Genomic DNA, 14721 nt, shown 5'->3' on the forward strand with positions numbered 1-14721 from the left:
GTTTCAGCGACTTTTATAATTTAACATTTCGCTTTAAATCTGTCAACAACTTTTTTCTTTCGTTCCTGACGACGCTTATTAATTTACCATATTAACCATTCACAAGTCAACACTTTTTAAAAAAATGCCAAAATAAATTTATCTTGGCATGATATAAAGCTTAATAACCACTAATGCAGCAACACCAGGTAGACCTAATAAACTTGTGATTGTTGCGGTGCCCAAGTTAATTGGAATATGAAAATCAAAATATGTTCCTACAACATTTACGATAAAGAGTAATGCTACTCCCAAAGTAACATGAAAGAGCGCTTTCCCTATAAAACGTAACGGTTTAGAAGAAACGCCAAAAACAAGAGAAATAAAGACTAGAGCAAGAATACCAACAATAATAATTGTAGAGTTCATTTTTTCCTCCTTATGAATGACCTATACATATTCATTTGTATGGGACAAGACAATAAAAAAGAACACGTATCATATAACTCTATTTGTTTCATCTTGATAGCCTTCACTCTACAACATTTTCTTCATATGAGTCATTGATAATTCTTTCCGAATGAAACGAACCGTAAGTATGTGACTAATAAAATAAAAGGTTCTGCTTTTTAAGCAGAACCTTTTACCATTGTTCCATTTTTACAGGACGGCGCTTTGCTTCTTTTAACAAGAAGAAATATTTCGCCTCCGCTATTTTCAAAGAACAAAGCACATCTTGAGAAGGTTCAACGCTTTGTTCAACCATTCTCTTCTGACGTAACCATTCATTCTTCACCTTTTCTAATAGTACAATTAGCTTATCATCATACTCTTTACGCAATTTACCCTTTTTTTGAAAGAACATTTTTGTTTCTCCTCTTATACTTCTCTACGACCTTCTAACGCTTTCGACAGTGTCACTTCATCTGCATATTCTAGATCTCCACCAACTGGCAGACCATGTGCAATACGAGTTACTTTAATACCTGTCGGCTTTAAGAGGCGGGATATATACATCGCTGTAGCTTCCCCTTCAATGTTAGGGTTTGTTGCTAATATTACTTCTTGTACCGTTTCATCGTGCAGTCGCTTTAAAAGTTGCGGGATATTAATGTCTTCTGGTCCAATTCCCTCCATTGGGGAAATAGCACCACGTAACACATGATATACACCTTGATACTCTTTCATTTTTTCCATCGCGATTACATCTTTCGGTTCTTGCACAACACAAATAACTGATTGATCTCGATGTGAATCGTTACAAATATAACAAGGGTCACGGTCAGTAATATGCCCGCATACAGAACAATATGCTAAGTCTCGCTTTGCATTTACAAGTGCTTTCGCAAAACCTAACACATCGTCTTCTTTCATATCTAATACGAAAAATGCCAATCGAACCGCTGTTTTTGGTCCGATTCCTGGCAACTTCATAAAACTATCAATTAGTTTTGATATTGGTTCTGGATAATGCATATATCAATATCCTCCTAGAACATTCCACCCGGTAAGTTTAAGCCTTTTGTAAATTTACCCATTGTAGAGTTTGAAAGTTCATCAGCTTTTTTAAGTGCATCGTTCGTTGCAGCTAACACTAAGTCTTGTAACATTTCGATATCTTCTGGATCTACAACTTCTTCTTTAACTTTCACTTCAAGAATTTGCTTATGACCATTTGCAATAACTGTGATCATACCGCCACCAGCTGTACCTTCAACTGTTTTTTCACCAAGTTCTTCTTGCGCTTTCGCCATTTCCTTTTGCATCTTTTGCATTTGTTTCATCATGTTATTCATATTTCCCATTCCGCCACGCATCATAATTAATTCCTCCTAATTATTATTCTTTTATTTCAATGAGTTCTTGCCCTACTAATTTTACTGCCTCTTCTATAAGAGGATCTTCTTTTTTCTCTGGGCTTTCTTCAGAACTTCCGCCTTCACGCTGTAAAAAATCTTCGCGGATTTTACCCCATTCACTTTTTGGGATGGCAATCATATTTAATCTTTTACTTAGCAATTCAAATAAAGCTTGTTCCACTGTATCCATAGCTTCTCGATTTTCACTCGCCATTTTACAGTGAATCTCATATTGAAATGCTAAAACGTAAGTATCATCTGACGCCGCTACTGGCTCACTGTTTTCTAATAAAACAGCAAACGCCACTTTGTTATATGATTTGAGTCTTCCTAACAACTCACCCCATACAGCTTTTAATTGTTCTAAATCTTGACGCTTTGCTTGCTTTAATACTTCATTTACACGTCCGACAGGAATCTTCATACTTCCTGTTCGTACCGGTTTTGGTGTTGCGCGTGTCTCTCTTACTTCCTGTTGTACACCCACTGGCACACCATTCTTTTTAACTTGTTCTAACTCTTTCTCCAGTTGCTGCATTCTGTTCATAATTGCTTGTAAACGATCTGTACCGTTTGCTTGCATCATAAACTGCTGACACAGCTGCACCATAACAACTTCTAAGAAAATCCGCGGATGATTTGTCCACTTCATTTCTTGTTGACCTTTACTAAGGGTATGAATGATTTCATAGATTACTTCCGGTTGCATTTCTTCACTTAACGTACGGAATTGCTCATCTACCATTACCCGCTCTAACATATGTTCTAGTTGCGGTGAAGTTTGATATAAAAGCATATCACGATAATAGTAAATGAAATCTTCCATAAAACGAACTGGATCCTTCCCTTTACCCATCATCTCATCTATGATTCGTAACGCCCTTGATACATCATTCTCACGTATGCATTCTACTAAGTTACCTAAGTACTGCTGAGAAACAGACCCCGTTACAGCTAGTACATCTTCTGTCGTAACGGTCTCGTCACTATAAGATATTGCCTGATCAATCAGACTAAGCGCGTCACGCATACCGCCTTCAGCAGCACGTGCAACAATTTGTAACGCTTCATCTTCTACTTGCGTTCCTTCATTTGTCACAACCGTTGATAATCTCTCAACAATATCATTCACTGATATTTTTCGGAATTCAAAACGTTGACAACGCGAAATAATTGTAGGCGGGATCTTATGAGGTTCTGTTGTCGCCAAAATAAATATAACATGTCCTGGCGGCTCTTCTAAGGTTTTTAAAAGCGCATTAAATGCACCCATAGAAAGCATGTGAACTTCATCAATAATGTATACTTTATATTCTACAGCACTTGGAGCATATTTCACTTTATCTCTTATATCTCGAATTTCATCTACACCGTTATTTGAAGCCGCATCAATTTCTAATACATCTGAAATAGATCCTTGTGTGATTCCTAAACAAGAAGGACATTCATTACAAGGCTCAGCTACCGGAGCATGTTCACAGTTAATTGCTTTTGCAAATACTTTTGCAATTGTCGTTTTTCCTGTTCCCCTTGGACCAGAAAATAAATAAGCATGTGAAACTTTCTCTTGAAGAAGGGCATTTTGCAACGTTTTTGTCACGTGCTTTTGACCGACTACATCTTCAAACTTTTGCGGTCTCCATGTTCGGTATAACGCTTGGTATGACACGAAAATACGGCCTCCCTCAAAGGTTATTATCTTATATATTATAACCCATTCTGTTTATAGATTCCAAAAGTTATTTTCCATACAAAAAACCCACCTTTATATTAAGGTGAGTTTTGTATACATATATAACTGCCGTGCACCTTCTGTCGATTACGTACCATAAGCGTTACTCAAGCAGTTAGCTCGGTTCAGGCACTCCTGCGGCACACGAGAAGACCCGCTTATTGCTGCTTCCTTCCGGACCTGACAAGGTTCACGGGGTCCCGTTGCGCAGGACCCAAACGTCAACACCACTTACTTAAGGCAGGCCTTACAGCAACATAACCTCGAGAAGGGATTCGGCCTCGCTAGAGCGGATTGCGAGTATAGGGCACCGCTACCTCCCCGCTTAGCACGGCAAAGTTAAAACCAATATTCGGTTGCCTTCATTAAAGGCACTATCAGTATAACTTGTTTTTTTGTAAAATGCAAATGTGTTAATTCTCGTTACTTTTCTCTAATTTTTTTATCGCTTTTCTCTTTTTACGAAGCTCTCTAAAAAAATTTGTTAACAACGTACCACATTCTTCTTCTAATACACCAGCTACAACTTCACATTGATGATTAAAGCGTTCATCTGTTAAAAGGTTCATTAGTGTCCCTGCACATCCACCCTTCGGATCACTTGCACCATATACAACTCGCTTCACTCGCGATAAAACAATTCCACCCGCACACATGGGGCAAGGCTCTAATGTTACATACAACGTTGCATCTTCTAAACGCCATGTTCCTAATTTTTTGCAAGCCTCATCTATTGCTAACAATTCGGCATGCGCGATGGATCTTTGCTCAGTTTCCCTTAGATTATGAGCGCTACTAATTACCTCACCATCTAACACTATAACTGCACCAATCGGCACTTCTTGTATTTCCTCTGCCTTTTTAGCTTCTTCTATCGCTAGTCGCATAAAATAAATATCTTGATCTTGTTCCATAACATAGTCCTTTCATTACAAATAAAGTGCACTTATTTCCATTTACTACACATGGGATAACTTTTACACATTCAATCCACCCTAAAGGAAAAAGAGAGGGGATTACATATGAAAAATACTGCCTTGCTCATCATCGATATGATTAATGATTTTCAATTTTCCCACGGGCCCATCCTAGCCCAAAAATGCGAGGTTATAACAAATCCTATTTTACAATTAAAGCAAAAAATGAAATCCTTCGGTTATCCTATAATTTATGTTAATGACCATTATCAACTTTGGAGATCTGATATTGACCAACTGATTACTCATTGCACGAATAAGTATAGTGAGAATATAATTCATAAGATTGCTCCAAGTTCTGATGATTACATTTTTATTAAACCACATTATTCTGCTTTTTATGAAACGCCTTTGAATTCTTTACTAGGTTATTTAAAAATAGAAAATCTAATATTAACAGGAGTTGCTGGTAATATATGTATCCTATTTACAGCTAATGATGCTCATATGAGGAATTATACACTTTATGTGCCGCAGGATTGTATCGCCTCTAACAGCGACCAAGATAATATACACGCTTTGAAAATAATGAAAACTACATTAAAAGCAAATACAACACCGTCATCGAAAATAAAATTTAATTAATACATATATCTATTTTCTAACTTTTTATATCAAATTAACCCGCTCGCTTCCCTCTTGTGCTACAATAATTCTGTTTTGTGTTTTTAGTAGTCACGGTAAATCACTGATTGAAAGGAGGAAACAGCGTGACCGGAGTACCATTTATCACGGTTGAAGGACCAATTGGTGTTGGAAAAACTTCACTTGCGAAGGAGATTTCAACTCACATGCAACTCCACTTACTAAAAGAGATCGTTGATGAAAACCCTTTTTTAGGAAAGTTCTATGAAGACATCGATGAATGGAGTTTTCAAACAGAGATGTTCTTTCTTTGTAATAGATACAAACAATTGGAAGATATTAACATAAAGTATTTGAATCAAAAGAAGCCTGTAGTAGCCGATTATCATATATTTAAAAATTTAATTTTCGCATCACGTACATTAAAAGATTCTCAATATGACAAGTACATGCAAATCTATCGTATCCTTACACAAGATATGCCTGTACCAAACGTCATCGTTTATTTAACAGCTAGTCTGGAAACATTACAAAAGCGAATCACAATGCGCGGAAGAGAATTCGAAAAAAATATGGATCCTAATTACTTGCTACAGCTCACAAAAGATTACGAAACAGCAATGGATACTTTCAAACAAGATCATCCAGATATCCCGGTGTTAAAGTTTAACGGAGACGATATGGATTTTGTAAAAAATCCTGATGATTTAAACGTCATCCTATCTGCCCTTCAAAATACTCTCTTAAAGGAGTCGAAATAATAATGAATTTAAGGCAAAAATATGATATACCAAATGATGCAGTCATCACTATCGCTGGAACAGTAGGTGTCGGCAAATCAACTATGACAACCGCATTAGCTAACGCTTTAGGTTATCGCACATCATTTGAAAAAGTAGATTCCAATCCATACTTAGACAAGTTCTATGCTGACTTCACTCGTTGGAGCTTCCACTTGCAAGTGTACTTCTTAGCAGAACGATTTAAAGAACAAAAAAGGATTTTTGAATACGGTGGTGGTTTCGTTCAAGATCGTTCTATCTATGAAGACACTGGAATTTTCGCAAAGATGCACCATGAAAAAGGAACAATGACGGAAACGGATTATGAAACATACAAAGGTTTATTTGATGCTATGGTTATGACTCCTTACTTCCCTCATCCAGACTTATTAATTTACTTAGAGGGTTCTTTCGATGATATTGTTGACCGCATTCAAGAGCGTGGACGTCCAATGGAACAGCAAACACCAATTGAGTATTGGAAAGAGATGCATGGACGTTACGAAAACTGGATTAACAACTTTAATTCATGCCCTGTTTTACGATTAAACATTAATGAATACGATATTTTAAAAGATGGCGATTCTATTGAACCAATTATTAAAAAAATCGGCCATTTTTTACAACAAACACGTAAACTTGTAAAATAAAAAACCCGTGCATACGCACGGGTTTTTCTATTAAATTATTTCTTCTTTGTTGGAGCAATAATCTCACTCTCAGGTTTTCCAGCGTTAATACGCTGACGAACAGTACTTGTACTAATATCGTATGTCTCAGCGATCTCTTTAACAGTCATTTCTTTACCGTTAATTACTGCTGTTAATACTTTACCTGTACGTTTTGGAGCTGCTTCTTTCTTTACAGCTTCTTTTTTAACTTTTTTTGGTGCCTCTACTTTTGTCGCAGTTTGCTTTGCATCGCAAGTGCAACCACAAAGTTTACGGAATGTATCATCGCTTATAATGCGTGATACGTTTGCACCACTGTTTAAAATTCTATTGTTCTTACAGACAGGACATTGTACATAATATAAAGTTTTTCCATCTAAAGGAAACGTTTGTATAATAAGATCCATGTTGACTCCTTTCATATCTATGAAGATAATCATCGGAATATGAGTGTGTAATAAGGACAAAATCGCCTTACACCATACTTTATGATTGGTTTTAAAATAAAAACTCGTTACGTGTTGGTAACGAGTTCTCCAATCTCCACTTATATGCGCTGTTGTCAATTATATCTGGAGGAGGTAGAGGGATTCGAACCCCCGCGCGACTCTCGCCGCCTGTCGGTTTTCAAGACCGATCCCTTCAGCCAGACTTGGGTATACCTCCATATTGACATCAAATATAATATCAAAAGAAAAACAGTTAGTCAACCCTACTAAAATAAATTATGAGGAAAGGAAAATTTTACTTTCCCTCTCCTAATTTATAGTACTGACAACGCTCATAATTACCAATCACTCATACCGATGAATGTTTATAAATTTACTTAATAACTGTTTTTCCTCCCATATAAGGGCGAAGAACTTCTGGAATTATAATTGTACCATCTTCTTGTTGGTAGTTCTCTAAAATAGCTGCCACTGTACGTCCGATTGCAAGACCAGATCCATTTAATGTATGAACATGTTCTGGTTTTCCGTTTGGCTCACGACGGAAACGGATATTTGCACGTCTCGCTTGGAAAGCCTCAAAATTACTACAAGAAGAAATTTCACGATATGTGCCATAGCTTGGAATCCATACTTCGATATCGTATTTCTTCGCTGCTGTAAATCCTAAATCGCCTGTGCACATGCTCATAACGCGATATGGCAACTCTAATAATTGTAACACGCGTTCTGCATCATTTGTTAGTTTTTCTAACTCTTCATAAGAATCTTCTGGTTTTACGAACTTTACAAGTTCTACTTTATTGAACTGATGCTGACGAATTAAGCCACGTGTATCACGGCCAGCTGAACCTGCTTCAGAACGGAAACAAGAGCTAAATGCAGCATATCTTATAGGCAATTGCTCTTTATTTAAGATTTCATCACGGTGCATATTCGTTACAGGTACTTCAGCTGTTGGAATTAAGAAGTAATCTTCACTTTCAATACGGAATGCATCTTCTTCAAACTTCGGAAGTTGTCCTGTTCCTGTCATACTTGCACGGTTTACCATATACGGAGGTAATACTTCTTCATATCCGTGCTCATCAGTATGAAGATCAAGCATAAAGCTAATTAAAGCACGCTCTAATCTTGCACCAGCGCCTTTATAGAATACGAAGCGGCTTCCCGTTACTTTCCCAGCACGCTCAAAATCTAAAATTCCTAAATCTGTAGCAAGATCCCAATGTGGTTTTGGTTCAAAAGCAAATTCTTTCACTTCTCCCCAAGTACGCGCTACTACATTATCATCCTCTGTTTCACCAACTGGAGCAGATTCATGAGGAATATTTGGAATAGATAACATTAATCTTTCTAGATCTTCTTCAACTGTACGAAGTTCATTATCAAGATCTTTTACTTTTTCTCCAACTTCACGCATTTCTAGAATTAGAGCTTCTGCATCTTTCTTTTCGCGCTTCAATACAGAGATTTGTTGAGATACTTCGTTACGTTTACTTTTTAGTTCCTCTGTTTGAACAAGTAGTTCCCTTCTTCTCGTATCCAGCTCTTCAAAGCGACCGAAATCTGTTAAATCTTCGCCTCTATGCTGTAACTTTGCTTTTACTTCTTCAAAATTCGTACGTAAAAATTTAATATCAAGCATTGTATACTCCTCCTTTTATTTTATAAAACACAAAAAACTCCCGTCCCTTTATAAAGGGACGGGAGTTAACCCGCGTTGCCACCCTAGTTGAAAGCATTACCGCCTTCCTCTCAAGTAGAAATAACGGCTCTTCACCGGGAATGTTTACTAATCATAAAGATATTCCACATTCCATTCCAGGATGGATTCACAAACTGTTTCTATCGATTTCCACCAACCATCGACTCTCTATAAGAAACAACATTTGTTACTATTTCCTATCAACACGCTTATTTTATAAAATTGTTACCATCAATTTACTATAATCTTATACAAGTTGCAAGTTACTTATACAACTTTTTTCATTTTCGCTTCTTTTACCATTTCGACGAAGTATGCTGTCACACGATGATCATCCGTTAATTCTGGATGGAATGAAGCGGCTAAAAATTGATCTTGTCTTACTGCTACCATTCGATCGCCATGTGTAGAAAGTACTTCGACATCATCAGCTACATTTACAACATACGGAGCACGAATAAATACGCCAACAAAATCTTCTCCCACACCTTTAATTGAAAGTGCGGCTTCAAAGCTATCCTTTTGGCGTCCAAACGCATTGCGCTCAACTGTAATATCCATAGCACCAATATGTGCTTCTTCATAGCCAATAAGTGTTTTCGCAAGAAGAATCATACCTGCACATGTACCAAACATTGGTTTACCAGACTTCGCGAATGTACGAAGTGGTTCCATGAAAGCATACTTATCAATAAGACGGCGCATTGTTGTACTTTCACCGCCCGGTAAAATAAGACCATCAATCTCTTCAAGTTGCTCTATACGCTTTACAACAACAGCTTCTGCACCACTTGCTTCAACTGATTTTACATGCTCACGAACTGCACCTTGAAGACCTAGTACACCGATTTTCACCATTTTAAAGTTCTCCTTCAATTACCATCCACGCTCTTGCATGCGTTGTTCTGGTAATAACGTTGAAATTTCGATACCTTTCATTGCATTACCTAATCCTTTAGAAAGGCTTGCAATTAGTTCGTAATCCTCATAATGAGTTGTCGCTTCAACGATTGCACGTGCAAATTTCTCTGGGTTCTCTGATTTAAAGATACCAGATCCAACAAATACACCATCAGCACCAAGTTGCATCATTAACGCAGCATCTGCTGGTGTTGCTACACCACCTGCTGCAAAGTTTACAACTGGCAAACGACCAAGGCGTTTAATTTCAAGTAGTACTTCATAAGGAGCACCAGTATTTTTTGCATATGTCATTAACTCATCTTCACGTAAACTTGCAACTTGACGGATTTCTGCATTGACTTGGCGCATATGACGCACTGCCTCTACAATGTTTCCTGTTCCTGGTTCGCCTTTTGTACGAAGCATAGATGCACCTTCTGCAATACGACGTGCAGCTTCTCCGATATCACGGCAACCACATACAAACGGAACTGTGTAATCACGTTTATTTAAATGGTATACTTCATCAGCAGGAGTTAATACTTCACTCTCATCGATATAGTCTACCCCTAATGATTCTAATACACGTGCTTCTACAAGGTGACCGATACGGCATTTTGCCATAACCGGAATTGACACTGCACCCATAACTTCTTCAACGATAGTTGGATCAGCCATACGAGAAACGCCACCTGCTGCACGAATATCTGCTGGTACACGCTCTAATGCCATAACGGCAACTGCGCCTGCCTCTTCTGCAATTTTTGCCTGCTCAGCGTTAATTACGTCCATAATAACGCCGCCTTTTTGCATTTCTGCCATTCCACGTTTTACACGCTCTGTCCCTGTTACATTTGTCATGTACAAAAACCCCCCTAGGTGAATTGCTTTCCCCCGTTATAGGCGAAAATTAAGAATACTCTTACATTCTACCACTAACTATCAGATGCTTGTCCACTACTTTTTCATAAAGTCGGTATGAAAAATAGGAATAAAAAAAAAGCTCCTACCATGAGGAGCTCTTAAAACCAACCTTTTACTGTATCAACAGCACTATTCCATATACCACTAAAGAAAGAACCAATTCCGCGCATAGAACGAGTAAACCAATTCGCTTCTTCTACTGCAGATGTTGTTACAAGGTCTATTTGTAATGACTTACCAGATAAAAATCCAGGATCATTCGTATCTTTTGGTGTGATTACCATTTGGCCAAGTGCAGCTCCCTTTTTAATAGGTGCTTCTTGTCCCTTACTCGCTTCTTTTAATTCTGTTTTATAAACATCTTTACTTCCTTTTGGTATTGGAAGTGAAACAACTTGTTTTGTTTGAACTGCCACATCTTTATCTTTGGCATTTTCTACTCGTACTGTTTCTTGTCCTTTTACTGAAGAACCTTTTTTATATAGTTGCTTCATTTCAAAATTAGCAAATCCATAATCATATAGTTTCTTTGTTTCATCAAAACGTGCGTCACGAGACTTTGTTTTAATAACTACAGAAATAAAACGCATACCATTTCTTTCAATTGTACCAGTGAAGCAATCTCCTGCTTCTGGAGTTGATCCTGTTTTCAGGCCATCTACACCATCATATGCCTTAGATAAACCTGGTAACATCCAGTTCCAGTTAATCATTTCAATTCGATCCGTAGTACCTTCACGGAATGTCTTTTTTGAAATCTTTGCTGTATCTAATGTTTTAGGGAAATCTTGAATAAGATGTTGTGCTAAAATCGCCACGTCTCTCGCAGACATTTTATTTTCTTCATCTGGAGTTGTCCCTTCAGGATGCTGTCCTTTTAAATCTTTGTTCGTTAAGCCGGTAGAATTTACAAACTTGTAATTTTTTAATCCAAGCTCTTTCGACTTATCATTCATCATTTTTACAAAGTCTACTTCTTTTCCGGCAACTGCTTCAGCTAAAGCTATCGTTGCACCATTAGCAGAATAAATCGCCATTGCTTCATACAGCTCTTTTACCGTATAAGAATCACCGTTTCGTAGCGGCACATTCGATAATGAACGATCTTGCGAAATTTTATACGCATACTCAGAAACCTTAATTTTTTGATCCCACTTAAGTTTTCCTTTATCCACTGCTTCATGAACTAAATATTCACTCATCATCTTTGTCATACTAGCAATTGATAATAATTCATCTGCATTCTTTTGATATAAAATTTTTCCAGAATTTGCTTCAACTAAAATTGCTGCACCTGCTTCAATGTTTAAAGCAGCTCCTGTTTCTGCTGATGCATTGCTATATGGTAACAACATACTACAAGCTAGTGTAAGCATTGTTACTAACGCAATGAATCTTTTGCAAAACATACCTTTCACTTTTGCTACCCCCAATATCTATGTACTCACATAACCGTTATTCTAACATAATCAAAAAAAAATAGACAGAGATATCAAATCTCCGTCTATTTACATATAAGACATTATAATGAGTAGTTTGGAGCCTCTTTTGTAATTTGTACATGATGAGGATGACTTTCAAGTAAACCAGCACCTGACATGCGAATGAATTGCGCATTCTCACGTAAGAATTCTAAATCTTGTGCTCCGCAATATCCCATACCTGCACGTAATCCACCAACTAATTGATGAACTGTATCTGCTAAAGGTCCTTTATAAGGTACGCGACCCTCAATACCTTCTGGAACAAGTTTTTTGTTTCCTTCTTGGAAGTAACGATCTTTACTTCCTTTTTCCATCGCTCCGACAGAACCCATACCACGATATACTTTAAATTGACGACCTTGGTAAATTTCAGTTTCCCCAGGGCTTTCAGCAACACCGGCAAACATACTACCTAGCATAACAACGTGTGCTCCTGCTGCTAAAGCTTTAACCATATCACCAGAGTACTTAATACCACCATCAGCAATTACTGGAATGCCGTGTTTACGAGCTTCTGTTGCACAATCATAAACTGCTGTTAATTGTGGTACACCAACGCCAGCGACAACACGTGTCGTACAAATAGAACCTGGTCCAATACCTACTTTAACTACGTTTGCACCAGCTTCAATTAATGCTTTTGTTGCTTCAGCAGTAGCGACATTTCCTGCGATAATATTTAGTGATGGATATTTCGCACGAACTTCTTTTACTTTATCAATAACACCTTGAGAATGTCCATGAGCCGTATCAAGAACGATTGCATCTACCTGTGCTTTTACTAATGCGTCGATACGAGTTATAGCATCAGCTGTTACACCAACTGCAGCTCCAACTAATAAGCGTCCTTGCTTATCCTTTGCAGAGTTTGGAAATTCAATTACTTTTTCAATATCTTTTATTGTAATAAGCCCTTGTAGTACACCATTATTATCAACAAGAGGGAGTTTTTCAATTTTATACTTTTGTAGGATCTTTTCAGCTTCTTCCAGTGTCGTACCAACCGGAGCTGTAATTAGCTGTTCTTTTGTCATTACGTCAGAAATTTTAATTGAGTAGTCTTGGATGAAACGCATATCACGATTTGTAATAATACCAACTAATTTTCGTTCATCTAAATTATTTACAACTGGTACACCTGAAATACGATATTTTCCCATAAGATGTTCTGCATCATATACTTGATGTTCTGGAGTTAAAAAGAATGGATCTGAAATAACGCCGCTTTCAGAGCGCTTTACTTTGTCAACTTGCTCTGCCTGTTGCTCAATAGACATATTCTTATGAATGATTCCTAAACCACCTTGGCGAGCCATTGCAATAGCCATATCTGCTTCTGTTACTGTATCCATTCCTGCACTAATTAACGGGATATTTAACTGTAAGCTTTCAGATAAAACTGTTTTAACACTTACTTCTCTTGGTAATACATCTGACTTTGCTGGTACAAGTAATACATCATCAAAAGTCAAACCTTCTTTAACAAATTTAGATTCCCACATAATTGTTCCCCCCATGATACCAGAAATTATTATTAGTAGCTTATCAATTGGTTAAAATACTGTCAAGAAAGTATATATATGTTAGAATTTTTAGACAATAAAAGGAGCGTAATATATGCATCATTCAACCTGTACTTGGCAGCAATTAAGTTTCTTTTTTTCATCTCAAAATGTACAACGTTATCTTGCCCGCTGTTATGAAAAATCCTCCATACAAGATGCCGAAAAAAAAAGTTTTGAAAATTGTTATCCCTTTATTTACTACTTAGAACACGGGAAAAATTATTATGAATTATATAAAGCATCTCCCTTTTCTATTCAGCCGATGCTGTTGTTTTATGGGATTAGTCAACTTTTTAAAGCGTGCTTACTAACTATCGATCCTAACTACCCAGAATCCACCACGGTTCTAGCTCATGGCGTTACGACCCGCAAACGAAAAAAACAGGGCTATCAATTTTTAGAAGATGAGGTGAAGGTACAAAAAAACGGATTGTTTACTCATGTTGCAGAACAACTGTTTCACATGAAACACCTAGAAGCGGAAAAATTTAACATGTTAGACTTGATGGGAAATATTCCTGAATTACAAAATTTATTTCGTTATGGGCAAAAAGGATCAACTTTATATAAAATCGATTCAACAAATAAAAATGAACTCTCTTTTTCAGTCAATATACTCGATCGACTACATATGACTACAGAGAGATTTTCACGTTATATTGAATCCACTTGTAAGCACTTATCCATACAACAAATCCCTGAAAAGACGAGTGAATCAAATATACTTTTTACAGCACCTATCAATTCATGGAACCCTATGTATAGTACTCCTTTGTACTACGAGTACCTTACGGATACTTATTACTTACCACTTACAACCGATCCTAGAAATCCTAAGCCAGTATTACCTGAACTCCTTGTTCATTACTTATTGCTCTATAATTTAAGTATGATTTCACGATATGAAACAGATTGGTGGTATGACTTACTTGGAAGTTATAACTCCGAAGACTATCCATTTATTTATCAATTTTTAAATATTTCTGCTCAAAAAATCCCTTATTATATTTCAGCCTTTTTACTATCAGAACCTAATCTATTTCATGGGAAATAAAAAAACACGAGTCAAATGACTCGTGTTTTAAGTTGCTTGGCGACGTCCT

At 37.1% G+C, this 14721-nt stretch carries 16 protein-coding genes, 1 tRNA gene, 1 other RNA gene and 1 other annotated feature; of the genes, 4 read left to right on the plus strand and 14 right to left on the minus strand.

The window, feature by feature from the left end; translation table 11 throughout:
* Window positions 1-138 precede the first annotated feature (138 nt).
* The 7 genes from DN410_RS27475 to tadA all read right to left on the minus strand — a co-directional run bounded on the left by DN410_RS27475 (window position 139) and on the right by tadA (window position 4484).
* Window positions 139-408 carry a pro-sigmaK processing inhibitor BofA family protein gene (locus DN410_RS27475; protein ID WP_149178820.1) on the minus strand — a complete coding sequence of 90 codons (270 nt, stop codon included), beginning with the start codon at window positions 406-408 and terminating at the stop codon, window positions 139-141.
* 214 nt (window positions 409-622) lie between these two features.
* Window positions 623-844, minus strand: a complete 222-nt coding sequence (locus tag DN410_RS27480; protein WP_000466020.1) for a YaaL family protein — start codon at window positions 842-844, stop codon at window positions 623-625.
* Between the two features lie 14 nt (window positions 845-858).
* A complete protein-coding gene (gene recR, locus DN410_RS27485) occupies window positions 859-1455 on the minus strand; it encodes a recombination protein RecR (protein ID WP_043938863.1) in 597 nt (198 codons plus the stop codon).
* A 14-nt stretch (window positions 1456-1469) separates the two neighbouring features.
* Window positions 1470-1796: a YbaB/EbfC family nucleoid-associated protein gene (locus tag DN410_RS27490; protein ID WP_001996460.1), complete on the minus strand. Its 327-nt coding sequence runs from the start codon at window positions 1794-1796 to the stop codon at window positions 1470-1472.
* A 22-nt stretch (window positions 1797-1818) separates the two neighbouring features.
* Window positions 1819-3507, minus strand: coding sequence for a DNA polymerase III subunit gamma/tau (dnaX, locus tag DN410_RS27495; protein ID WP_149178821.1), 1689 nt, complete (start codon window positions 3505-3507; stop codon window positions 1819-1821).
* A 132-nt stretch (window positions 3508-3639) separates the two neighbouring features.
* An RNA gene (gene ffs, locus DN410_RS27500) (signal recognition particle sRNA large type) lies at window positions 3640-3904 on the minus strand.
* Window positions 3905-3983: 79 nt separating this feature from the next.
* Window positions 3984-4484 (minus strand): tRNA adenosine(34) deaminase TadA, encoded by a 501-nt coding sequence (tadA, locus tag DN410_RS27505; protein ID WP_149178822.1) that lies wholly within the window; start codon window positions 4482-4484, stop codon window positions 3984-3986.
* 108 nt (window positions 4485-4592) lie between these two features.
* Here tadA and DN410_RS27515 point away from each other — a divergent pair, with 108 nt between their 5' ends.
* From DN410_RS27515 to DN410_RS27525, 3 genes are all read left to right on the plus strand, one after another.
* The gene (locus DN410_RS27515; protein ID WP_149178823.1) at window positions 4593-5132 is read left to right on the plus strand and encodes a cysteine hydrolase family protein; all 540 of its coding nucleotides are present in this window, start codon (window positions 4593-4595) and stop codon (window positions 5130-5132) included.
* A gap of 125 nt (window positions 5133-5257) precedes the next feature.
* On the plus strand, window positions 5258-5893 hold the full coding sequence (locus DN410_RS27520; protein WP_149178824.1) for a deoxynucleoside kinase: 636 nt from the start codon (window positions 5258-5260) through the stop codon (window positions 5891-5893).
* 2 nt (window positions 5894-5895) lie between these two features.
* Window positions 5896-6564 (plus strand): deoxynucleoside kinase, encoded by a 669-nt coding sequence (locus DN410_RS27525; RefSeq protein ID WP_149178825.1) that lies wholly within the window; start codon window positions 5896-5898, stop codon window positions 6562-6564.
* 35 nt (window positions 6565-6599) lie between these two features.
* Here the strand turns inward: DN410_RS27525 and DN410_RS27530 are convergent, their stop codons facing one another.
* The 7 genes from DN410_RS27530 to guaB form a co-directional block, all read right to left on the minus strand.
* On the minus strand, window positions 6600-6992 hold the full coding sequence (locus DN410_RS27530) for a sigma factor-like helix-turn-helix DNA-binding protein (RefSeq protein ID WP_149178826.1): 393 nt from the start codon (window positions 6990-6992) through the stop codon (window positions 6600-6602).
* A 166-nt stretch (window positions 6993-7158) separates the two neighbouring features.
* Window positions 7159-7251: transfer RNA gene (locus DN410_RS27535), tRNA-Ser, on the minus strand.
* A 156-nt stretch (window positions 7252-7407) separates the two neighbouring features.
* Complete coding sequence (gene serS, locus DN410_RS27540; RefSeq protein WP_000884181.1) at window positions 7408-8682, minus strand: serine--tRNA ligase; 1275 nt, start codon at window positions 8680-8682, stop codon at window positions 7408-7410.
* A gap of 51 nt (window positions 8683-8733) precedes the next feature.
* Window positions 8734-8955: a binding site (T-box leader), on the minus strand.
* A gap of 54 nt (window positions 8956-9009) precedes the next feature.
* Complete coding sequence (gene pdxT, locus DN410_RS27545) at window positions 9010-9600, minus strand: pyridoxal 5'-phosphate synthase glutaminase subunit PdxT (RefSeq protein WP_098269788.1); 591 nt, start codon at window positions 9598-9600, stop codon at window positions 9010-9012.
* A gap of 18 nt (window positions 9601-9618) precedes the next feature.
* Window positions 9619-10506: a pyridoxal 5'-phosphate synthase lyase subunit PdxS gene (gene pdxS / locus DN410_RS27550; protein WP_000186157.1), complete on the minus strand. Its 888-nt coding sequence runs from the start codon at window positions 10504-10506 to the stop codon at window positions 9619-9621.
* Window positions 10507-10667: 161 nt separating this feature from the next.
* Window positions 10668-11978: a serine hydrolase gene (locus DN410_RS27555; RefSeq protein ID WP_149178829.1), complete on the minus strand. Its 1311-nt coding sequence runs from the start codon at window positions 11976-11978 to the stop codon at window positions 10668-10670.
* Window positions 11979-12091: 113 nt separating this feature from the next.
* Window positions 12092-13555, minus strand: a complete 1464-nt coding sequence (gene guaB / locus DN410_RS27560; protein ID WP_149178827.1) for an IMP dehydrogenase — start codon at window positions 13553-13555, stop codon at window positions 12092-12094.
* Window positions 13556-13670: 115 nt separating this feature from the next.
* Between guaB and DN410_RS27565 the strand changes: the two genes are divergently transcribed.
* The gene (locus tag DN410_RS27565; RefSeq protein WP_149178828.1) at window positions 13671-14672 is read left to right on the plus strand and encodes a YaaC family protein; all 1002 of its coding nucleotides are present in this window, start codon (window positions 13671-13673) and stop codon (window positions 14670-14672) included.
* The last annotated feature ends 49 nt before the right edge of the window (window positions 14673-14721 follow it).

Source organism: Bacillus sp. SH5-2, assembly GCF_008368905.1.
Taxonomy (GTDB): Bacteria; Bacillota; Bacilli; order Bacillales; family Bacillaceae_G; genus Bacillus_A; species Bacillus_A luti.